At 67.8% G+C, this 23,162-nt stretch carries 14 protein-coding genes; 8 read left to right on the forward strand and 6 right to left on the reverse strand.

Features of this window, described 5'->3' with window-relative positions:
• Nucleotides 1-16: 16 nt before the first annotated feature.
• On the reverse strand, nt 17-3,412 hold the full coding sequence (locus NBY65_RS12385) for a PAS domain-containing protein (RefSeq protein ID WP_150044224.1): 3,396 nt from the start codon (nt 3,410-3,412) through the stop codon (nt 17-19).
• Between the two features lie 806 nt (nt 3,413-4,218).
• Between NBY65_RS12385 and NBY65_RS12390 the strand changes: the two genes are divergently transcribed.
• On the forward strand, nt 4,219-5,271 hold the full coding sequence (locus tag NBY65_RS12390; protein WP_150044223.1) for a threonine aldolase family protein: 1,053 nt from the start codon (nt 4,219-4,221) through the stop codon (nt 5,269-5,271).
• On the opposite strand, the gene NBY65_RS12395 is transcribed toward NBY65_RS12390, so the two are convergent.
• On the reverse strand, nt 5,268-8,294 hold the full coding sequence (locus NBY65_RS12395) for an MASE1 domain-containing protein (protein ID WP_150044221.1): 3,027 nt from the start codon (nt 8,292-8,294) through the stop codon (nt 5,268-5,270). The genes NBY65_RS12390 and NBY65_RS12395 overlap by 4 nt on opposite strands.
• Before the next feature lie 210 nt (nt 8,295-8,504).
• Nucleotides 8,505-9,386, reverse strand: coding sequence for a LysR family transcriptional regulator (locus tag NBY65_RS12400; protein ID WP_203330682.1), 882 nt, complete (start codon nt 9,384-9,386; stop codon nt 8,505-8,507).
• Between the two features lie 188 nt (nt 9,387-9,574).
• Here NBY65_RS12400 and NBY65_RS12405 point away from each other — a divergent pair, with 188 nt between their 5' ends.
• From NBY65_RS12405 to NBY65_RS12425, 5 genes are all read left to right on the forward strand, one after another.
• Entirely contained in the window at nt 9,575-10,882 is a 1,308-nt protein-coding gene (locus NBY65_RS12405; RefSeq protein WP_150044217.1) for an enolase C-terminal domain-like protein, read from the forward strand.
• A gap of 115 nt (nt 10,883-10,997) precedes the next feature.
• Nucleotides 10,998-12,350, forward strand: coding sequence for an MFS transporter (locus tag NBY65_RS12410; protein WP_150044215.1), 1,353 nt, complete (start codon nt 10,998-11,000; stop codon nt 12,348-12,350).
• 74 nt (nt 12,351-12,424) lie between these two features.
• Nucleotides 12,425-13,441: a zinc-binding alcohol dehydrogenase family protein gene (locus NBY65_RS12415; RefSeq protein ID WP_150044213.1), complete on the forward strand. Its 1,017-nt coding sequence runs from the start codon at nt 12,425-12,427 to the stop codon at nt 13,439-13,441.
• Between the two features lie 34 nt (nt 13,442-13,475).
• The gene (locus NBY65_RS12420; RefSeq protein WP_150044212.1) at nt 13,476-14,957 is read left to right on the forward strand and encodes a UxaA family hydrolase; all 1,482 of its coding nucleotides are present in this window, start codon (nt 13,476-13,478) and stop codon (nt 14,955-14,957) included.
• Between the two features lie 71 nt (nt 14,958-15,028).
• Nucleotides 15,029-16,477: a tagaturonate reductase gene (locus NBY65_RS12425; protein WP_150044210.1), complete on the forward strand. Its 1,449-nt coding sequence runs from the start codon at nt 15,029-15,031 to the stop codon at nt 16,475-16,477.
• Here the strand turns inward: NBY65_RS12425 and tcuB are convergent.
• From tcuB to NBY65_RS12435, 3 genes are all read right to left on the reverse strand, one after another.
• Nucleotides 16,443-17,615, reverse strand: coding sequence for a tricarballylate utilization 4Fe-4S protein TcuB (gene tcuB / locus NBY65_RS12430; protein ID WP_150044208.1), 1,173 nt, complete (start codon nt 17,613-17,615; stop codon nt 16,443-16,445). The genes NBY65_RS12425 and tcuB overlap by 35 nt on opposite strands.
• A 289-nt stretch (nt 17,616-17,904) precedes the next feature.
• Nucleotides 17,905-18,177: a peptidase inhibitor family I36 protein gene (locus NBY65_RS34075; RefSeq protein ID WP_150044206.1), complete on the reverse strand. Its 273-nt coding sequence runs from the start codon at nt 18,175-18,177 to the stop codon at nt 17,905-17,907.
• Nucleotides 18,178-18,588: 411 nt separating this feature from the next.
• Nucleotides 18,589-20,229 carry a hypothetical protein gene (locus NBY65_RS12435; RefSeq protein WP_150044203.1) on the reverse strand — a complete coding sequence of 547 codons (1,641 nt, stop codon included), beginning with the start codon at nt 20,227-20,229 and terminating at the stop codon, nt 18,589-18,591.
• 513 nt (nt 20,230-20,742) lie between these two features.
• Here NBY65_RS12435 and glpD point away from each other — a divergent pair.
• Both glpD and NBY65_RS12445 read left to right on the forward strand, forming a co-directional pair.
• Entirely contained in the window at nt 20,743-22,263 is a 1,521-nt protein-coding gene (gene glpD, locus NBY65_RS12440; RefSeq protein ID WP_150044201.1) for a glycerol-3-phosphate dehydrogenase, read from the forward strand.
• Nucleotides 22,264-22,365: 102 nt separating this feature from the next.
• Nucleotides 22,366-22,914: a DUF1854 domain-containing protein gene (locus NBY65_RS12445; RefSeq protein WP_150044199.1), complete on the forward strand. Its 549-nt coding sequence runs from the start codon at nt 22,366-22,368 to the stop codon at nt 22,912-22,914.
• Nucleotides 22,915-23,162: the final 248 nt, after the last annotated feature.

Below are 23,162 nucleotides of genomic sequence, written 5' to 3' on the forward strand. Positions count from 1 at the left end.
TGGCGGCAGGCGGCGGTCAGGCCGCCACCCGCCGCAGCAGGTCCGCCTGCGCGTAGGGCTTCACCAGCACGTCGAACTCCGCCCCGGCGCCGAGCAGCGCCAGCACGTCGGCGGCATAGCCCGAGGTCAGCACCACCCGCAGCCCGGGACGCAGCCGGCGCGCCTCGCGGGCGAGATCGACGCCGCTGATGCCGCCTGGCATCACCACGTCCGAGACCAGCGCATCCAGCCGTTCCGTCGAGCGCAGCACGCCCAGTGCCTCGCCGCCGTTGCGGGCCGGGATCACGCGATGCCCGGCATCGGCGAGCAGGACGCTGATGGATTCGAGCACGTCGGGATCGTCCTCCACCAGCAGGATGGTCGCTGAAGGTGGCCTGGCCGGGGAATCCTTGTCGCCCTCGGTTTCTTCGGGTGCGGCCGGGGCGCGCGGGAAGAACAGCGAGACGCTGGTGCCCTGGCCAGGGATGCTCACGATCGCCACCGCCCCGCCGGATTGCCGCACGAAGCCGTGCACCTGCGCGAGCCCCAGCCCGGATCCCTTGCCGACTTCCTTCGTGGTGAAGAACGGCTCGAAGGCATGCGCGAGCACCTCGGAGGCCATGCCCTCGCCGGTATCGGACACCTCCACCCGCACGTAATCGCCCGGCGCGATATCTTCGAGCTTCCCCGCCTCGCGCGCGGTCAGCGTTGTGTTGGTCATCGCCACGGTGAGGACGCCGCCCCGCGGCATGGCATCGCGTGCGTTCAGCACCAGGTTCAGCAGCGCCGATTCAAGCTGCGAGGGATCGATGCAGACCGGCCAGAGATCCGGTTGCGCGCGGGTCTCCAGCCGGATCGTCTCGCCGGCGGCGCGACGGAACAGGTCGCTCATCTCCGCCACCAGCCGGCTGGGCACCAGCCGCTCGGCATGCAGCGTCTGGCGGCGGGAGAAGGCCAGCAGTTGCGCGGTCAGCCGCGCCCCGCGCCCGATGGCGCGCCGGGCATTCTCCAGCAGGCGGGCGCCGCGCTCGATCTCGCCGCGGCGGATCACCGGCCGCGCCAGTTCGATATTGCCGGCCACCACCTGCAGCAGGTTGTTGAAGTCGTGCGCGATGCCGCCGGTGAGCTGTCCCACGGCCTCCAGCTTCTGCGCCTGTGCCAGCCGCTGTTCCAGCTCACGCCGGTCGGTGACGTCGCGGGCGCTGCCGACCAGCCGGTCGGTGCCGGTCGCTGCGTCGGGCAGCGGCACCAGAACCAGTTCCAGCGTGCGCGGCTCGCCGTGCCATTCCGTTTCGGTTTCCTCGCGCAGCACGCGGGACTGCTCGATGCAGGCCGTGTAGCGTTCAACCATGTCCCGCGCGCGGGCGGGGCCGCTGACGTCCTCGACGGTGCGGCCGACGATCTCGGTCTCGGGCCGGTCGAGGAAGGCCGCGAAGGCCGGGTTGGCCGCCTCGTAGACGAAGCGGCCATCGGCGCGGCGGCATGCCACGAAGGCCATGTCGGGCGTGTTCTCGAAGACGGCCCGGAACAGCCGCTCGCTGGCGACCAACTGGGTGCTGCGCTCGGCCACGCGCGCTTCCAGCAGCGTTTCCGCTTCCCGCTGTTCGGTGATGTCGGTGTTGGTGCCGAACCAGCGCACGATTTCGCCGGCCTCGTTGCGGATGGGCAGCGCGCGGGAGAGGAACCAGCGATAGCGACCATCGCGTCCGCGCAGCAGGAAGGTATCCTGCCAGGGCTCGCCGGTCGCCCAGCAATGGGTGATGTGCCGGACGACGCGGTCGGCGTGATCGGGATGCAACCGGGTGCGCCAGCCCCAGCCCTGCATCGCCGGCTTCGTCGTGCCGGTGTATTCGTACCATCGGCGATTGTACCAGAAGACCCAGCCCGCCCCGTCGGCCATCCAGGCCAGTTGCGGAATCGATTCGGCGAGGGTGCGGAACTGCTCCTCGCTTTCGGCGAGCCTGGCCTCGGCGGCGCGCGCCTCGGTGACGTCGCGGAAGAACACCGTCACCCCATCGGGCGCGGGATAGGCATGCGCCTCGAAATGCCGCCCGAGCGGGGCGAAGGGGGCATCCGCATGCGCCGGCTCGCCACGCGCCATCGCCGCGGCGAAGGCAGCGTTGAAGGGGCCGCCGGCCAGCCCGGGAAAGACACCACGGATGTCCTGGCCGATCAGGTCGCGCCCCGCGGCGAGCTGCGCCGCGGCGCGCGCGTTGAGGTAGGTGAAGCGCCAGTCGCGATCCAGCGCGAACACGCTGTCGGTGGTGCTCTCGAGCGCATTGGCCAGCGCCCGCTCACGCCCCTGCAGGCGCTCGGCCATCACGTCGAAGGCAGCTCCCAGCCGTTCGAATTCCGAGCCTTGCGCGGAGAGCTCGGTGCGGGCCGAGAGATCGCCACGGGCCAGCCGCTCGACCGCGGCGAGCAGGCGCGCGGCCGGGCGCCGCACCAGGCGGTTCGCCACCAGCACCATCAGCGTCATGGCGAGCAGGGTGCTGAGCGCGATCAGTGCCAGGCCGCGCTGGTTCGCCTGGGTGAGGTCGCGGAAAGCCTCGTGCCGGCTCAGCCCGACCGTCACGCCCAGCCCGTCGGGGGCGTTCGTGGTCGGGGTGTAGGCGACGATGCGCCATTCGCCGTCCGGGCCGGGGCCTTCGGTCAGGCCGGCGCCACCCTGCTGATGCAGCGCCTGTACCGGACCGGTCGCTGGTCGGCCGACGAATTTCCCGACCTGCGGCCAGTCGGCGATCACCGTGCCGTTGCGGTCGAGCACGGTGGCGGCCGCACCCATGGGCAGGGGCAGGCGCTCCATCTGCCGTGCGAGCCAGTCGGGCCGGATACCCAGCGCGATCACGCCGACGATCCGGCCGGCCTCGTCGCGATAGGCCTGCGCGAGGTGGATGCTGCGCTGGCCGGTGCCGCGGCCGGCCGCCATCTCGCCGATCGCGAAGCCGCCCGTCCGCATGGCGTCGCGGAAATAGGCCCGGTCCGAGACGTCGGTGTCACGATCGGCGGCGTGGGTGGCGCAGACCACGCGTCCGTCCGGTCCGATGAAGGAGCCCGACTGGTAGTGGTCGAACCGTCCCAGCAGCGTGGTGAACCGCGCCTCGCAGGTGTCTCGTGGTTCGAGCAGGGTGGAGGGAAAGGTGCCGATCGCGGTCAGCAACTGGCGCGCGCTTTCGACGATGCGTCGTTGGTCGACCGCTACCAGGCTGGCGAGGCGCATCGCCTCGTCCCGCACCAGGCGTTCACGCACCTGCCGCGCTTCCCATTCGTTGAGCAACTGGAAGCCGAGCACGGGCAGCAGCGCAACGACCGCGCAGAGCAGCAGACCACCGAGCAGGCTTCTGTTCAGGGTTCGCCGTCCTTTGTCCAGGTCCCGGCCGATGTCGAGCGGGCAACCCTCTCCGGCCAGGCTGACAACACCATTGTCACACATGCCTGACACCTGTCGGGACAATCCTCCCCGCTGTGCCGCTACGTCACCGGCATAGCGAGCAAGCGGCAGCTCGGCCCGTCAATACGGGGCATCCGTGGGACTTTTCCTGCCACCGGTTGCATCCCGGCCTTCGCAGGTTCTTTCAACACTTTGTAAGGAAAGAGATTTTGCGCCTCATTTCGTTCCCTAACGGCGATGGCACGGGGATCTCGTTGCGATGCGCAGAGGACCGCACAACTGCGAGATCACGCGTCGTCGGCACGTGTTTGCACAGGACACAAGCGGTCCGGGCGAGTTCCTGCGGCCCGGCTTTGCATCAATCGCCAAATCACGCAAAGATCATGTGACGGCCGCACGCGAAACAAAGCCAGCCGTTTCTGCACGCGAGGGATGTATCGGCGCAGCGATCAGATCCCGGGAATGGTCATCCCGATCATGTCGCCCCTATGGCCCCCCCATGTACCAGCACATGCACCAGCGCATGTACCAGAATGCATGCCGGCGTATGGTTGGAACTTATTGGGGGCAGGGACCCCCATTTCTGATCTGCCAAGTCAGAATAGCGGAAGCGCGGCGACATGCCAGCCCCGCGATTGCTCTCCCACCGGTAGGGCGCGCTTGCCGGCGACCGCGTGCGCGGTGTATCGCCGGTCCAACGGCAGAAGCGGTCGCCGCGCGAGGCCTGGTCTGCGCGGGGGTCGGAACCGGACGGGGGATGAAGCTGATCCGGCAACCGACGAGATCATGCCGGCCGTGCAATCCTTCGTGATGACCTGATCGTGACGAAGTGCGGACGGCGGTATGCCATGATTGAAAACCAGCAACAATTTGCCAGCGATAATTATGCGGGGATCTGCCCGGAGGCCTGGGCCTCCATGGCCGAGGCCAACCAGGGCCATGTCCCGGCCTATGGCGAGGACCCCTGGACGACGCGCGCCTCGGATGCTTTCCGCAGGCTGTTCGGCACGGCGTGCGAGGTTTTCTTCGTCTTCAACGGCACCGCCGCCAACTCGCTTGCCCTCGCCGCGCTGTGCCAGTCCTATCACAGCGTCATCTGTGCCGCGGTGGCCCATGTCGAGACCGATGAATGCGGCGCCCCGGAGTTCTTCTCCAACGGCTCCAAGCTGCTGGTCGCGCCGGGCGGGGGCAGCAAGCTGACGCCGGCGGCGATCCGCGCCATCGCCACCAGCCGCAGCGACATCCACTATCCCAAGCCACGGGTGGTGACGATCACCCAGCCCACGGAGACGGGCCAGGTCTACGATCTCGAGGAACTGCGGGCTCTTTCGGCCACCTGCCGCGAGCTCGGCCTGCGCCTGCACATGGACGGGGCGCGCTTCGCCAATGCCTGCGCCAGCCTCGGCTGCAGCCCGGCGGAGATGACCTGGCAGGCCGGGGTCGAGGTGCTGTGCTTCGGCGGCACCAAGAACGGGCTGGCGGTGGGCGAGGCGATCCTGTTCTTCGACCCGGCGCTGGCCGAGGATTTCGACTATCGCTGCAAGCAGGCGGGCCAGCTCGCCTCGAAGATGCGGTTCCTGTCGGCGCCCTGGACCGGCATGCTGGACAGCGGCGCCTGGCTGCGCAACGGCGCGCACGCCAATGCCTGCGCGCGACGCCTGGCCGCGCAGATCGAGGACCTGCCGGGCGTGACGCTGATGTTCCCGGTGCAGGCCAATGCGGTGTTCCTGCAGATGGCGCCTGCCGTGCAGGAGGCGCTGCGCGGACGCGGCTGGCGCTTCTACACCTTCATCGGCGGCGGCGCGCGCTTCATGTTCGCCTGGGATTCCCGCCCGGACCGTGTCGACGAACTGGCCCGTGACCTGCGCGAGATCGTCACCGGTGCTGCGGTTCCGCTCTAACGCCCCCGGCTCTCCGCCCTGGCGAACAGCATCTCGATCCGGTCGGCGAGCTGGGCGATGGTGACGGGCTTGCGCAACAGCGAGAACGTTCCGCTCAGCGCGCCGCCCACGGCCATCTGCGCTTCCTCGCCCATGTAGCCGGTCAGCAGGATCGCCTGCAGGCCAGGCCGGCAGGCTTCCGCCGCGCGGATGAGGGCGATGCCGCCCATGCCGGGCATGGCGAGATCGCAGACCAGCACCTCGACGGTCTCTTCGGCTTCCAGCAACGCCAGGGCCTCGGCGCCGCTCTCGGCGGTCAGGACGTCGAACCCGGCGTCCTCCAGGCCGGCGGCCAGTGTTTCCCGCACCGTGTCCTCGTCATCGACGATCAGCACGCGCCGGACCGCTCCGGGGGGCGGGCGCGCGGACCGGGGCGTGGTGGCTTCGTGCAACCGCTCCGGCGCCGGCAGCCAGAGCGTGACGGTGGTGCCCCGCCCGGGCGCGCTGTCGACTGCCAGCGCGCCGCCTGATTGCTCGGCGAAGCCGCGGGCCATGGACAGGCCGAGCCCGGTGCCGTGCTCCTGGGCCTTGGTGGTGAAGAAAGGCTCGCAGGCGCGCGCCAGCGTCGCCCGGTCCATCCCGGTCCCGGTATCGGTGGCGGAGAGGCGCACGTAGCGGCCGGGCTTGAGGCCCATTGGATGCAGCGGGCGGGGCGGGATCTGTTCCACCGCCGCGGCCAGGGTGAGCGTGCCGCCCTCGGGCATGGCGTCGCGGGCATTGGTGGCGAAATTGACCAGCACGGTCTCGAGCTGGCCGCGGTCGGCCAGCAGGGCCGGCAGGTCGGGGCCGATATCGACGCGCACGCTCACCGGGCTGCCGAGCGTATGGCTCAGCACGTCGCGCATTCCATCCAGCAGGGTGGCCGGCTCGATCGGCTCGGCCCGCAATTCGCCCCGGCGGGCGAAGGCGAGCAGCCGGCGGGTGATGGCGGCCCCGCGCTCGGCCGCGTTCAACACGGTGCGGGCGAAGCGCCGCACGCTGGCCGGGTCCGCCACGCGGTGCTCGATCAGCCCGGCGCCGGCCTGCACTGCCTGCAGGACATTGTTGAAGTCATGCGCGATGCCGCCTGCGAGCTGGCCGAGCGCCTGCATCCGTTCGGCATGGGCGGCACGTGCCTGGGCTTCCTCCCGTGCCGCCACTTCGGTGCGCACCCGCTCTTCCAGGTGACGGTTCAGCTCCGCCAGTGCCGCCTCGGCCGCCCGCTGCTCGGTCACCTCGCGCGCGACGACGTTGATGCCGGTCACCTGCCCTGCCGCGTCGCGCAGCGGCAGCCAGTCCTCCATCCAGATGCGGCGCACGCCGGGGCGGGCCGGCGTCTCGCCGGTGATTTCGACGTTGAGCACCGGTTCGCCGCTGTCCAGCACCCGCCGGCCGAGTGCCTCGCCGGCCTCGGCCAGGTCGGGCAGGATCTCGCCGATGCGCCGGCCGATATGGGCCTCGGCCGGCGCGCCATTGATCTCGGCCAGATGGGCATTGATGCGGACCCAGCGCAGGTCACGGTCAAGCACGCACAGCCCGACCGGCGCGGTGGCGTAGACCATCTGCAGCTCGTCGAGGGCGCGCCGTGCCGTCGCTTCGGCCCGGCGCTGCTCGCTGAGATCGACGATGAAGGCGGCGCACAGCCCCGACCCGCGGTCGATCAGGGCGAAGGAGACCAGCACCGGCACCCGGCTCCCGTCCGGCCGGATGTATTCCTTCTCGAAAGGGCGGCAGCGGCCATCCGGCGATGCCATGGCCTCGGCGATCGCCGCCCGGTCCGCCGCGCGGTACTCGGGCGCGGTCAGCGCATCCCAGCGGAGGGGTTCCGCCGACAGCGTGGCGTGGCTCAGCCCGACGATGCGCAGGAAGGCATCGTTGGCCTCGTGGATGCGCCCGTCGAGATCGGCGCGGGTAATGCCGACCGGGCTCGCGGCGAACAGGCCGCTCAGCTCCGCCTCGCGCATCGCCAGGGCGGTTCCGCGCTCGGTGACCTGCGCCGTCAGCCCGAGATTCAGCGCACCCAGCGCCGCCGTAGCGCGGCGGCGTTCGGCTTCGGCCACGGCGAGCGCCTGCGCGGTCACGGTGGCGACGTAGAGGAACAACTGCAGCAGCACCGGCTGCAGCATCGGGGCGAGCGTAGGGACGGCGAAGGGACCATGGCCGGCCGCGCTGCCGCTGGCCGCGATCAGCGCGAGCAGGGCGCAGGCCAGCGCCGTTGCGCCCGCGCCGAGGCGCAGGGCGGGCCAGAGCAAAGGCGGCAGGGCAAGAAACGCGATCGGCTGTCCTGGCGATACCGAGGTCCAGAAGACGCCCGCCGCGGCGGCCGTCACCAGCAGCAGGGCGGCCGCGCCTTCCCGGCCACGGGCCGACACGGCACGGGCTGCCGCCCTTCGCGGATCCGCCCGGATGTCCCGCAGGATCGCCACCGAGGCAAGGGCGAGCGGGGCGGCCACGGCGACGCCGACCACGTCCGCCGCCCACCACACTTTCCAGACTCTGGCAAAGGCGGCCGGCCCTTCCATCAGGGTCATGTCCGTGGCGCCGATCGTGGCACCGAGGATCGGCGCGGTCAGGGCCGCCCCGCCGATGATCGCGACGGTTCGCAGCGAGCCCGGGCTGATGGCGGTGATGTTCCCGGTTCCCTCCGATGCCTCGCCGTGCCGCAGGACCCGTCGGACGAGCCATGCCCCGAACAGCGCTTCCAGGCCGTTGGCCAGGGCGAAGCCGAGCACGAGGCCGACCGGGCGGCCCAGCACCAGGGTATCGGAGACCAGGTTCGCCGCCGTTCCGGCGGCGATGATCGCGGGCCAGCGGGATGGGGGGGCGAGCAACAGGGCGGCAAGATAGAGCCCCGCCGCGGGCCAGAAGGAGGCGACATGGGACAGCGGCAGGGTCAGGGCGTGTCCCAGCAGGGCGGCGCCGAGATACAGCAGGCCGAAGCACAGGATGATGCCGGCGGCCGGCCCGGTCCGGGGGGACGAAGGGGCAGCGTTGCTGACGGCCATGCGCACCTCTCTGGTCGTGGCCCTTGCGAGTATGCCATGCCGGGGCGGCACCCGCTGCGGCGCTCGGCCCGGCGCTGGCGGATCCCCTCCTCCTGCCCGGGCCGGATCGGCACGCGGGTCTGGCACACGATGATACTACTCCCCGCCTGCCGCCCATGACAGCGGCCCCTGGCCCTCCGCCTCATTTTCATGCCATCTCTTGCTGCCCGGTCAGCGGCCGACTTCAATGCGCAGCGCGTCCGCCACCGTTTCCATGGCCGGGGTGAGCACGCGGTTCCGCCGCCGGATCAACCCGAAGGGCAACAGCAGCCCGGGGACCGGGATCGGCAACGTCGCCATCAACCCCAGTTCGCCGTAAAACCGGATCAACGATCCGGGCAGCAGGGTGATCATGTCGGAGTAATCCAGAAGCCCGACCGTGGTCAGCGTCGAGGAGGTCTCGACCAGGCTGCGGGGCAACGGCAGCCGCGCCTCACGGAACAACTGGTCGTGGATCACGCGCAGGGGCGCGGGATGGGGCTGGGCGATCCATGTGTGGTCAACCAGATCGGCGAGCGACAGGTCGGGCCGCCCGCGCGCGGGATGCCTGGCGCCCACGGCGATCTCGATCTGCTCCTCCGCCGGGGTTTCGAATATCAGGTTGTCATCGCGGCGGTCCTGTGGGATGCGGGCGACGACGAGATCCAGCCGATCTTCTTCCAGGGCCCCGAGAAGATGGTCGCTCGTTTCTTCCACAACGGCAATGTTGACGCGGGGATGCTCGCGTTTCACCCGCGCCACGGCGCGGGCGATGACGCCCCCGGTCTGCGATGACATCGAACCGATCCGCACGTTTCCCACCCCCCCGCTCCGCAACACGTCGAGCTCGTCGCGAAGCGCGCTGAGGTCGGTGAAGATCAGGCGGGCGAAGCGGATGGCAGCCTCCCCCAAGGCGTTGGGTTCAATTCCCCTGGGCGTCCTGACGAACAGTGTCTCGCCCAGCGTATCTTCCAGCTCGTGAAGGTTTTTCGTAATGGCGGGCTGGGTCAGGGACAGGGCATTGGCCGCAGCGCGCAGTGATTTCCGTTCGGACAGGGTGGCAAGGAGCCGCATATGCCGCATGCTGAGGCGGCTTTCTATTTTAGAATACTGAGAAACCATTTCAGCGATAACCTATATTTATCACTGTAATAATCTTAATTCAATTGGCTGATGGCGGCAACGGCCCAAGGATGGGGCTCTAGACCGGTTCACCAACAATCGCCGGCGCCAGGAAAACGCATCGAGGAGCCCTTTTCGACATGTCACTCAAGATTACCGACGTCTCGGTCCGCGACATCCGCTTCCCGACATCCCGCAGCCTGGACGGTTCGGACGCGATGAACGCCACGTCGGATTATTCCGCGACCTACGTCACCATCGAGACCGACGGCGGCGCCGGACCGACCGGCCACGGTCTGACCTTCACCATCGGTCGCGGCAACGACCTGTGCGTGGCCGCCGTCAAGGAACTGGCGCGGATGTTCGTCGTCGGCCGCTCGCTCGACGACATCACCGGCAACTTCGGCGCTTATTGGCACGAGCTGGTGGCGGGCGACTGCCAGCTGCGTTGGGTCGGTCCGGAAAAAGGCGTGATCCATCTGGCGACCGCCGCGGTCATCAACGCGCTGTGGGACCTCTGGGCCAAGCAGCAGGGCAAGCCGGTCTGGAAGCTGCTGGTCGACATGACGCCGGAGGAATTGGTCCGCTGCGTCGACTTCACCTTCATCACCGACGTCCTGACCCCGTCGGAGGCGGTTGCCATGCTGCGCCGCGTTGCTCCGGGCAAGGCCGCGCGGGAGCAGGAGATGCGGGAGGTGGGCTTCCCCGGCTACACCACCGCCGCCGGCTGGCTGGGCTATTCCGAGGAGAAGATGCGCCGCCTGGCGCGTGAGGCGGTCGAGGCGGGCTGGACCCACCTGAAGCAGAAGGTCGGCGCCGACATCGAGCAGGACCTGCGGCGTGCCCGCATCCTGCGCGAGGAGTTGGGCTGGGACCGCAAGCTGATGATGGACGCCAACCAGATCTGGGACGTCGATCAGGCGGTCAGCAACATGCGGCGTCTGGCCGAATTCGATCCCCTGTGGATCGAGGAGCCGACCAGCCCCGACGACATCCTGGGCCACAAGGCGATCCGCGACCGCATCGGCCCGATCGGCATCGCCACCGGCGAGCACGCGCACAACCGGGTGATGTTCAAGCAGTTCTTCCAGGCGGGCGCGATGGATTTCTGCCAGCTCGATCCGGCCCGCCTCGGCGGCCTGAACGAGGTTCTGGCGGTGGTCCTGATGGCGGCGAAGTTCGGCGTGCCGGTGTGTCCGCACGGCGGCGGCGTCGGCCTGTGCCAGTATTCGCGGAACGTGGTGATGTTCGACTACATCGCCGTGTCCGCCTCCCTTGAGAACCGGGTGCTCGAATACGTCGATCATCTGCACGAGAATTTCGTCGAACCCCTGGTCGTCAGGCGCGGACGCTACATGCCGCAGGTTCAGCCCGGCTACGGCGTGACGATGAAGCCCGAGAGTCTCGAACGGTTCTCCTATCCCGACGGCGCCGAATGGCGTTCGTGAGGCGATCTTCCGTCTGAACCCGGAATGGGGCAGTTCGCCCCATTCCAGATCAGTGTCGTATGCGTCATGAAGAACGCATGCGACTACAAAACGACAAATTGCGGCGGAGAGGAAAATGCAAGTAAGTGCGGAGAAGGCCGCGCTGGCCTCGGCCATTTCAAAATCAATTCGAAGACTGTTGCCGTTCCTGGCGCTGATGTACGTGATGGCCTATCTCGACCGGGCCAACATCGGCTTCGCCAAGCAGGCGTTCCAGGCGGACACCGGCCTCAGCAACGCGGCCTACGCGTTCGGTGCCGGCATCTTTTTCATCGGCTACGCCATCTTCGAGATTCCCAGCAACATCATGCTCTACCGCGTCGGCGCCCGGATGTGGCTGTCGCGGATCATGGTCACCTGGGGTCTGATCTCGGCGGCGATGATGTTCGCCCACACCGAGACAACCTTCTATGTCCTGCGCTTCCTGCTGGGCGCGAGCGAAGCAGGCTTCATGCCCGGCGTGATGCTGTACCTGACCTTCTGGTTCCCGATCGAGGTGCGGGCCAAGGTCGCGGGCTTCTTCTGGTTCGGTCCGCCCGTCGCCTTCATCCTGGGCGGCCCGCTGTCCGGTGCCCTGCTGAGCTTCGACAATGTCTACGGCCTGCATGACTGGCAGCTGATGTTCCTGGTCGAGGGCGTGGCGGCAGCGCTGGTTGGCATCTGGGCCTTCTTCTACCTCGTCAACCGCCCGACCGATGACCGGTGCCACTGGTTGACGGCGGAGGAGAAGGCGGCCCTGTCCGTCGCGCTCGAAAGCGAGGAGAGCGAGAAGAGCGACCACGGGCCGCGCGGGGCCTGGGCGGCGCTGTGTGATCCGCGCGTCATCTATCTCTGCGTCATTGCCTTCACCATCCAGGTTGCTTCCTACGGCATGGCCTTCTTCCTGCCCTCGCAGGTGGCGGCGCTGGTCGGCGCCAAGATCGGGCTCCTGGTCGGCGTGCTGTCGGGCATTCCCTGGCTGGTCGCGGCCATCGCTGCCTATTACATCCCGCATTTGTCGACGGTGATGAACGAGCGCCGCGTGATCTCCGCCGTCACGCTGTGCCTGGGCGGTCTCGGCGTCGGCCTGTCGGGCTCGCTGGCGGCCTTCTCCCCGACCGTGGCCTTCATCTCCCTCTGCATCGGCTGCGCCGGCCTGCTGGCGGTCCAGCCCATCTACTGGACCCTGCCGACGGGCTACCTGAGCGGCGCGGCGGCTGCCTCGGGCATCGCGCTCATCAACTCGCTCGGCAACCTGGGTGGCTTCGTCGCGCCGAACATCCGGGTGTGGGCGGAAGCTGCCTTCCAGTCGCAGACGGCGGGCCTGCAGCTTCTCGGCATCATCGGCGTCGTGGGTGGCCTGATGATCCTGCCCGTCTTCGCCCTGGGCATCGCCCGGCGTCCTGTGCAGCGCAAGGGCTGGAGCCCTGCGATCAACGCCGCGGACTGAACGGCCAGCCCCGGCGGTTCCGTTCCGCCGGGGTTCGCTTCCGCGACGATTTCAACTCAATGATGGAGAATCGCATGAAAGCCCTGATGATCGAGGGTGAGGGGACGTGCGTCCTGCGCGATGTGGCCGAACCGCATCCGGGCCCGGGCGAGGTGTTGCTGAACGTCCGCCACGTCGCGCTGTGCGGCAGCGACCTTTCCACCTTCAAGGGATTGAACCCCCTGGTTTCCCTGCCGCGCATTCCCGGCCACGAGATCGGCGCGGAGATCGCCGGGGTCGGGCCCGGCGTTCCGTCGGAGTACGCCGTCGGCCGGCGGGTGATCGTCGTTCCCTACACCAGTTGCGGCGTGTGCCCGTCATGTCGCAAGGGCCGGGTCAACGCCTGTCGCTCGAACAAGACGCTGGGCGTGCAGCAGGATGGCGGCCTGGCCGAGCGCCTCGTCCTGCCGTACGGCAAGCTGATCCTCAACGACACGCTGGCGCCGCGCCATCTGGCCCTGGTCGAACCTTTGTCGGTCGGCTTCCACGCGGCAGCACGCGGCGCGATCGCGGCGGGTGAGACGGTGGTGGCGATCGGCTGCGGCATGATCGGCATGGGCGTGATCGCGGGCGCGGTTCACCGCGGAGCGCGGGTGATCGCGATCGACATCGGCGAAGCCAAGACGAGGCTCGCGCTCGCCCATGGGGCCGCGCACGCGATCGACGCGGGGCGGGAGGATGTGGTTGCGCGAGTGATGGAACTGACGAACGGGGACGGCGCCGACGTGGTGGTCGAGGCTGTGGGGTCGCCCGCCACCTTCCGGCAGGCGATCGACCTCGCCGCCTTCTCCGGCCGCGTGGTCTATGTCGGCTATGCCAAGGAGGAAGTTTCCTACAAGACTCAGTTCTTCAACATGAAGGAACTTGACATTCGCGGATCGCGCAACGCGCTGGCCGAGGATTTCAGGTCGGTGGTCGACTATCTGGAAGCGCTGCAAACCCCGCCGGACGACCTGATCTCCAGGGTTTTCTCCTTCGCTGAGGCCCCGGAGGCGCTGCCGTACTGGGTTCGCGAGCGCGACAACGTCGTCAAGGTGATGATCGAAATCTGAAGCGGACAGCCGCTCGTCGCGGGGACGTCTCATCATGGCGAATTGGCTGCGCATTCACGCAGGCGACACGGTCGCCGTTGCGTTGGCGGATCTGGAGATCGGGGCCGAGGTGGCCGGGGTGCGACTGAGGGAGGCGGTGGCGCGCGGACACAAGGTCGCCCTCGCCGATCATGCGGTGGGCGCGCCGGTGATCAAGTACGGGGCGCGCATCGGCCTGGCCAGGGTCGACATCGCCGCCGGTTCCTGGGTCCATACCCATAATATCGGCACCGCCTTGGGCGGGGTGGAGGATTACACCTATCCGGGCGTCCCCACCGTCCCCGCCGCTGCCGCTCCGGCCGTGCGGACCTTCAGCGGCTTCGTCCGCAGCAACGGCGACGTCGGCGTGCGCAACGACCTGTGGATCATCCCGCTGGTCGGCTGCGTCGACGGCCTGGCCCGCAAGCTCGCCTCCGGCTTCCAGGCGTCCGGCCTGTTGCCGGAGGGATCGCGCGCGCTGGCGTTGGAGCATCCGTATGGTTGCTCGCAGTTGGGCGACGATCTCGACAACACCCGCAACATCCTGCGCGCGCTGGCCCTCCATCCCAATGCCGGTGGTGTGCTGATCCTGGGGCTGGGGTGCGAGAACAATACCCGCGAACTGTTCGCGAAGGACTTCGTGCATCCCGATCCGCGCCGTCTGCGCTACCTCACCACGCAGGAGGTCGATGACGAGGTCGCGGCGGCAACGGATCTGCTGAAGGAGCTGGCAACGGTGATGCGGGGGGACCGGCGCGAGCCGGTTGGCCTCGACAGGCTGCGCGTCGGCCTGAAATGCGGCGGCTCGGACGGTTTCTCCGGCATCACCGCCAACCCGCTGCTGGGGGCCTTCTCCGACGCGTTGTGCGCGGCGGGCGGTTCCACCATCCTGACCGAGGTGCCGGAGATGTTCGGCGCCGAGCGGTTGCTGATGGAGCGGGCCGGGGACCGGGACGTCTTCAACCGGACCGTCTCCCTCATCAACGATTTCAAGGGATACTTCCTCTCCAACAACCAGCCGATCTACGAGAACCCCTCGCCGGGCAACAAGGCGGGTGGTATCTCGACGCTTGAGGAGAAGTCGCTGGGCTGCACCCAGAAGGCCGGTCGTTCGATCGTCCGTGACGTAATCCGCTACGCCCGGCGCGCGACCCGGCCGGGCCTGACGCTGCTGGAAGCCCCTGGCAACGATGGCACTGCCGTCACCGCGCTGATCGCCGCGGGGTGCCAGATGGTGTTGTTCACCACCGGCCGCGGCACGCCGCTCGGCGGCCCGGCCCCGACGATGAAGATTGCCACCAATACCCCGCTGTTCCGGCGCAAGGCCAACTGGATTGACTTCAACGCCGGTCCAATCGCCGAGGGCGAGGTGACGGTGGACGGGCTTTTGCCGTCGTTCGTCGATGCGGTGGTCGCGGTCGCGAACGGCAAACGCACCCGCAACGAGGAAAACGACGTTCACGACGTGGTGATCTTCAAGACGGGTGTCACCCTCTGATGGGTCTCCCCGCGCGAGAAGGAAGCCGCGCCGGGGCACGGACACAACGGGAACGTGAGAAAGAACGAGAGATGCGAACCATCGACGTTTCGGATTTGCAGGGTCGTCCGCGACCGACGCCGCGCGTCTTGCAGTTCGGCGAGGGAAACTTCCTGCGTGCCTTCGTCGATTGGAAGATCGACCGCATGAACGAGGCGGGGCTGGAGGATTGGGGCGTGATCGTCATACGCCCGATCCCCGGCGGCAATCCGAAGTCCCTGAACGAGCAGGACGGCCTTTACACCGTTCTCTCGCGCGGCATGGACGAGGCCGGCAGGAAAATTTCGGAATCGCGCGTTATCGCTTCCGTCCGTCGCGAGATCGCCGCGCACGGCCAGTGGTCGGAGGTTCTGGCCGCTGTCCGCGACCTGAACATCCAGGTGATCGTTTCCAACACGACCGACGCCGGCATCGCCTACGTGCCGACCGTCAAGTACGACGACGATCCCCCGGTTTCCTTCCCCGGCAAGATGACCCGTCTGCTGCACGAGCGCTGGAAGGCGTTCGACGGCGAGGCCGTGGCCGGCCTGTCCATGATTGCCTGCGAGCTGATTGATCACAACGGCGACGCGTTGCGACGCATTGTGCTTCGGCATGCCGAGGAGTGGGCACTGGAGGCCGCCTTCATCGCGTGGTTGAAGACCGCCAACTCCTTCCACAACACGCTGGTCGACCGCATCGTCCCGGGCTACCCGCGCGCCGACATCGATCAGGTTCGCGCCGAACTCGGGTACGACGACGCTTTCATTGCCACCGCGGAGTTGTTCCACTTGTTCGTGATCGAGCGGCGGCAGGATCAGAAGAAGATCCCGCTCCCGCTCGCCAGGCATGATCCGGAAACCATCATCGCCGAGGACGTCTCTCCGTACAAGGAACGCAAGGTGGCGATCCTGAACGGCGCCCACACCGCGCTGTGCCCGCTGGCCCTCATCGCCGGCGTGGAGACGGTAGGCGAGGCGGTGACGACCGAGGTCGGCTCGAAATTCCTCGACCGGCTGCTGAACGAGGAGGTCATTCCCTTTCTCTCGTTGCCGAAGGCCGAGTTGGAGGCGTTTGCGGCATCGGTGCGCGCCCGCTTCGCCAATCCGTTCATCCGCCACCTGTGGTACGACATCGCGCTCAACTCGATCGCCAAGTATCAGGCCCGCAATCTGCCGCGGCTTGAGGCAAGCCTGGAGCGGACCGGCAAGCCGTCGCCGCTGATGACGCTGTCGCTCGCCGCCTGGCTGGTGTTCTACCTCGGCCGCCATGCGCATGCAGAGACGTGGCCACCCAGGGATTCCGCTGAAATCATCGCCAGGGCGGTGGCGATCGGCGAGGCCGGTGACGCGGAAGCGGTGGTCGCCGCCTGGCTGTCCGAGGCGTCCTTCTGGGGCAGGTCGATCGACACGCCCGTCCTCCGCGCGGCGGTGCTGGAGGCCTATCGCTTCATCACCGCCGGGCCGTTCACCTTCGAGCGGTTGGCGACGCGTCTGGGCTGACGGAAGGCGGCCTGTCCGGGCGCGAGAGGGCCGGCACATTCTGGCGGATGGGCGTCCGTTCCTGCGCGTACCGGATCAGGGCAACGAAACGATAGATGCCGTGCACGAACTTGCCATAGGGCAACATGACGAACAGGGCGAAGACCACGCCCAGGTGCAGGGCCAGCAGGGGGCCGAGCAGGGCGGTATGGCGCAGGACCACCAGCGCCATGCCGCTCAGGCTGGTCAGGAACAGCATGGCCGTAAAACCGATATCCATGCCGAGACTGGACGCGTCGCGGATGTCCCGATCGCGCCGCGCCTTCGCCACGAACAGCCCGGCGGGTCCCACCAGCAGGAGGATGCCCCCCGACACGCCCAGCAGGACCGGCAGGTCGTGCCAGGCGTACGGCGCCGCGCGGCCCAGGAGGTAATGCAGCAGGGTGGCTGCCCCCGTCGCCGCGAAGCAGAGCAGGAAACCGGCCAGTGTGATGTGGTGGAACAGCCGCTGCCCGGCGGGATGCCCTTCCCGGTTCATGCAGCCCATGCCGCCGCCTTCGAGATGGCGCAGGCGGCCGGCATCCCGGATGGCCTGCCAGAGCCAGCCGGATGGGGGCGACGCAGGTGGTGCGGGGCCGAGGCTGCGGCGGAAGTTCCGCACGCCCATGCCGATCGCGACCACGGCGTAGAGGAAGGCCGCGCCGAACAGGCCCACCATCGCCTGATGCGGCATCAGCGCATAGAACGCGCCGGGACCGGCGTGCCGGCCGAACAGGATGGCCGGGTCATGGACGGCGGCGAAGCCAAGGATGAAGGCGGCCACCGCCAGGGCGGTCACCAGCCCGGCCACCAGCCCGTTGCGCGGGAACAGGCGCCGCATCGCCGGTGGCCAGGCGCAGCTCGCGTAGGACCCGGCGCGCAGCTGCGCCAGGGTGCGGGGTACGTTGACGTTGAAGGCGTGCGGCGGCGCGTACTGGCAGTCGAAGTAACAGGCGCCGCAGCCATGGCAGAGATTGGCGAGGTATGTCAGCTCGCCATCGGGGAAGTCGCGCTTCATCTGCAGGGAGGGAAAGACGGCGCACAATCCCTCGCAGTAGCGGCAGGCGTTGCAGATCCGCATCAGGCGCCCCGCCTCGGCGAGTATTTCGGTCGCAGGCATGGGCGGTCTCCGTTCCGTGCGCGGGCGGCACGCCTGGAACCGGTGGCGGACCGGTCCGCCGCCCGGTGCCACGGCTTAACCGATTGCCGGCTTCCCGGGCAATGGTTCCTGGGAACGGGGCGAGGATCGGCGGAGCTGTCGATCGGATCCCTGGAAGTCCCAGGGACGGGACGTGCCGGTGGTGCGGCAGATCCAGGATCGGGCAATTCCCGTCGGCCTGGATCATTGCGGAATTTTCATCCCGAAAGGCAGGCCGCGACGCGCGCATTCCGCAATTGTGCAGGCCGGCTCAATAATATGGGTCGAGCGAAGAATCGGATAGCATGATGGACGATATTCTGTTGTCCCATGCCGTTCCGATCAGTGAATATGATCCGGGAATGAAGACCCTGGATGCGCCGCTATAATTTGGCTGATCGTAGACCGTCGCATATCCGGATCCGGAAATTCGCAGTGATGATACCGCTGCAGTCAATCCGCCCAGATCTCCGTCGGAGGCTCGGATAACCAGGTTTTGGCCTGTGTAATCCGGGTTGTCATACAGGAATGCCAAAACCGGCATAGTGATGTTCCTCGAATGGGTCCTTTAGTCGACGATCGCGCACGATAATGGGATTTAACTGCCGGGCCACTGAATATTGATCCCATCGCGAGATCGTGCGGAATGCTGAAATTTGCAGACTGGATGTGGCAAGTTGCGATGCGGTGGATGGAGGCGCATGGGGTGCAGGCCTGGTACCGGTCCGGGTACCGGATCCGGTACCAGGCCTGGTACCAGTCATGGTACCAGGCCTGGACAGCCGATCCCGGCTGGCTGGCGCACGCCATTCGAATGTTTGCAGCCAGGCTGGGGTGTTTCGCGGTCCGGCGAATGCCTGGGTGGCGCCGTGCCGACGGACATCGTGCCAGGATCGGGCGGTTGCCCCGACCGGCCTGGCGCGGGATCATCCGGGGCGCGGTGGGGTGTCCCGGTTCAGTGCCAGGTCACCAGCGGCTGGCCGTTCATGCTGCCCGGGCTGGCGGCGAGCCCCTTGGCCTCCGCCAGTGAAAGCCCGACGAAGGTGATCGCCGCGTCGACATGGCCGCTGCCGTGCAGGTCGACATTCAGCGTCGCCCCGCTCCGTCCGAGCGGATCGGTCCCCTCGGCCCAGCTCGTCCGGCCGCCGGCCTTCCAGTCCAGCCCGCGCACCGCCACCATGTCCCCGTGATGGAAATTGCGCACGCTGGCCCAGCCGTCCGGGCTGGCGGCGTTCACCAGGAAGGTGTCCATTCCCTTGCCGCCCACCAGCACGTCCACGCCTGGCGCCGTCCAGAGGGTCTGGTTGTGGGTTGCATCGGCCGCGCCCCGGCTGGTGGCGCTGACGGGGCGGGGGGCGGATGTGGGGGGGTGGAAGCCGGGCGAGGCCGGAAGCCCCGTGTTGCCCGGTGTCACCGGCGCCACCGGCGATGCGGCGTCGTGTCCGACCGGAATCCCCGATGCGCGTGTCCAGATCGGCAATCCGTTGGTGTCGTAGACGGCATTGCCGTGGCCCGATGCCTGTTGGGCTCCGGGGCCTGCCACCACCAGGCGCCCATAGCCCCAGGCATAGTGCAGCGTCGCTCCGCCCGGCACCGCCTGCGGAAAGGTCAGCAGGACATGGGTGGAATCGACGATCCTGGCGGCGCAGGCCTTGATCTGCGCGCCGTTTGCCAGCACCGACCAGCCGACGCCGCCGGCGGCGGTTGCGTTCAGCGGCTTGAGGCCGGTGGCGGCGTCCTGCGCGACCCGGACCAGAAGCCGGGTGGGATTTCCGTTCACCGGCGTTGCCTGGTTCGCCTCCGGCCCGAGCGCGTCGACATGTCCCCCCGCGCAGGCGACCGGCGAGCCGGGGCGTGCCTTGGCCGCGAAGGTATCGGCGATCGAGCGGGCCAGCCGGTCAATGAGCTGGGCCGCGTCCGCGGTGTTCATGTGCGGCCCCCCCTTCACCCCGTTGTTCCACGCATCCATGTCGACGTCGTTGAACTGGGCGGCGATGCGGGCATCGAAGCCGCGATCGGCAGCCAGGGTCTGCATCCCGAGCTTGATCGCCTGGTTGCTGGCGCCGTTGGCGCCGCCATAGGGAATGGCATTGACGAACAGGTAGGGCACGGTGGCGGCGCCCTGGCTGAAGGCCTGCCGCACCAGGGCGGCATCGGCGCGCACGGCGCTGGTCCATTGCGCCGTGGTCAGGCCGGCATGGGTGCTGTCATACTCGTTGTGCAGCCACAGCACGGCGGTCGGTGCCGCCCTGATCGCGGCCGGCTGCTCGGCGATGGCCTTCAGCAGGTTCTTCTCGTGCGACTGCGGGACCCAGCCTGCTCCCACGCCGCCGGCGGCGGGCTGCATCCAGTTGCCGATGAAGCTCGTGCCCCCGGCGACGGTGTCGCTGCCCGGGATGCTGCCGTCATTGGCGATCACCCGCACTTTCTGATTGACGCCGTCGAAGCCGAGCAGCCGCTGCACCTCGTCGCGCACGCGGTAGATCACGCCGTAGGTGAGCAGCAGGTTCGCATTCGATTGGCCACGCAGCAGGATGTTCACCTCGTCCTGCGGGGCGGCGGAAGTCGGCGTGGTTGCCGCGGGAGAGGGGCTCACAGGGCGGCAACCGCCAGTGGACGAAGGAAGCGGTCTCCGCTGCGTGTATCGGGCAACTCAAGGCTGCTGCCGTTCTGGCGCATGATCATCTCCGGTTGATTGATCACGCGTCTGTGAGCAGATTTGCAGTCTTCAGGTCAAGTCAGGTAAAATCAGATTGTATTTACGGTTGTATATGACGCCCCGCGTGGCAAAATCTTCCGGAGCAACAGGCAGTCATCTTTGGTTGTATTTTGTGCCAATAAGTAGAATTAGTTGCTTGTTTATTTCCAAAAAGGTTTGCCTGGGCCGGTGCGATTGTGGGGGCGCCGTGCCGCAGAAATATTTCGATATTGCAGAGAAATGGTGGCCTGGAACGAGGGCGCCGATGCCGTGCGGCCAGGGCAGGTCGCACGATGTTCCGCGGCCGGTGCGGCGGCGCATGCGCATTGCGGAGCCGCCGCAAGCGTGTTTCGCTCGCGCGCGCCGGCACAGGACGTCGTGCCGGACAGCGTGAAAAGGGGACGCGGCAGCATGGCAGCCGGGATTTACGATCTCGCGATCATCGGAGGCGGCATCAACGGCACCGGCATCGCCCGCGATGCGGCCGGGCGTGGTCTCAGCGTGTTGCTGTGCGAACAGAACGATCTCGGCTCCGGCACGTCCTCTGCCTCCACCAAGCTCATTCATGGCGGGCTGCGCTATCTCGAATATTTCGAATTCCGTCTCGTTCGCGAATCATTGCTGGAGCGCGAGGTGATCCTGCGCGCGGCGCCGCACATCGTCTGGCCGCTGCGCTTCGTGTTGCCGCATCATCGTGGCCTGCGCCCGGCGCCGGTGCTGCGGCTCGGGTTGTTCCTTTATGATCATCTCGGCGGCCGGAAGCTGTTGCCGCCGACGCGCATGCTGGACCTGCGTCGCGACGTGGCCGGGGCGGCGCTGCGGCCCGAGTACCGCCGCGCCTTCGAATATTCCGATTGCTGGGTGGAGGATGCGCGCCTCGTCGTCCTGAATGCCATGGACGCCCGCGCGCGTGGCGCCGTCATCTGCCCGCGCACGCGCTGCCTCGCCGCCTGTCCCGAGGATGGGCACTGGCGCGTCACCCTGCAGGATCAGGGCGACGGCGCGATCCGCACGGTGGCCGCGCGGGCGCTGGTCAACGCCGCCGGGCCCTGGGTGGGGCAGGTCATCGCCGGCGTGTTCCAGGCCGGGATCCCGGCGCAGGTCCGGCTGGTGAAGGGCAGCCACATCGTCGTCCCGCGCCTGTTCGCGCACGACCGTGCCTACATCTTCCAGAACGCGGACCGGCGCATCGTCTTCGCCATTCCCTACGAGCAGGATTTCACGCTGATCGGGACGACCGACGCGGACTACACGGGGGATCCGGCCGGGGTGTCGGCCTCCGCGGCCGAGCGGAGCTATCTGTGCCGCGCCGTCAGCGACTACCTGCGCCAGCTGGTCGCCCCGGAGTCCATCGTCTGGAGCTATGCCGGGGTGCGCCCGCTGTATGACGACGGCGCCCGCTCCGCGCAGGCGGCCACGCGCGACTACGTGCTGAAGCTGGAGGGCGATCCGCCGCGGCTCGATATCTTCGGCGGCAAGATCACCACCTATCGCCGCCTCGCCGAGCATGCCCTGCAGCGCCTGCGGCATGCCTTCCCCCGCATGGGCGCGCCGTGGACGGCGGATGAGCCGTTGCCGGGCGGCGACATGCCGGTGGATGGTTTCGCGGCGGCGGTCCTGGCCTTGCAGGAGCGTTATCCGTTCCTGCCCGGGACGCTGGCGCGCCGGTTGGTGCGGGCCTACGGCACGCGGGCCGGGGCTGTCCTCGGCGATGCCCGCGCGCTCGCCGACCTTGGCCCCGCCTTCGGTTCCGCCGCCCTGGACTCACCTCTGACCGCGGCCGAGATCGACTATCTCCGGCGCGAGGAGTTCGCCGTGACCGCGGAAGACATCCTGTGGCGACGATCCAAACTCGGTTTGCGGTTCACGCCGCACGACCGGGCGTTGCTGGAGGACCATCTGGCCGGTGTCGGGATGGTAGCCTGCAAGTAGCGTTGCAATCCCCGCATGTCGAATAAAGGTCGTGGTCAATTTTACGTGACATTCCCTGGGTCAATGCCTAAGATGCCGTTCCGTATCGGGGATGTTGCGGGCATGAATGTCGTATTCTGTCTTCCCTATATGGGAGGGTGGGGGCTTCGGGAGATTCGCGCCGCTCTGGCCGTCATGGACAGGCTCGGGGTAGAGAGTGAGATCAAGACTCCCGACTACTTCATTGCGACGCTTCAGGCCGGTGGCATGACGGAAGGCTTCGTCTTCGGTGGCCGTCCGAACAGCGCGACCACCAGGCTTCTGGAAATGCGCGGCCAGCGCGGCGTGCTCGAAATCGGCTCCGGTCCCGAACTGGCCATTCGCGACCCGTCGGGCAACCGCTTCGCCATTTCCGATCCGCAGCGGGCCGATGCGGATTCCTATCGAAACGGCGGCGATTACGCATTGATTGCCCACCTGTGCTTCCTGGGGCGCATTCCGGTGACGCTGGTCGCCGGGCTGGGATCGGTGGGCACCGAGGGGGCGGGGCAGTGGCTGGCATCGCACCTGAAGCAGTTGCCCCGGGACAAGGAATGGTTCGAAGTGCTCGAATTCCCGCCGCCGGTGGATCCCGGCTGCTGGCGCGGCGTGGCATCCTGGACCCTGGGCTGACCGGCCCCCGGGGGCATTCGGGCCATACCTGGTTCCAGGCGTGCGGAAGTCTCCCGTCGGCGGGCGGCGTTATTCACGATATTTATTATTTCAGTATTTATCATTTCAATTGAGGTGGTTGGACGCGCCTCTTGCAGATTGCCATGAATTGACCGGATATGGCATTTCTGATGCCTCGCGCTGACCGGGGTCTTCGGAAATGTCCAGTATAATTCTTCAACAATCCTCCGCCGCCCGGCAAATTACCG

The sequence above is a fragment of the Rhodovastum atsumiense genome (assembly GCF_937425535.1).
Lineage (GTDB): Bacteria > Pseudomonadota > Alphaproteobacteria > Acetobacterales > Acetobacteraceae > Rhodovastum > Rhodovastum atsumiense.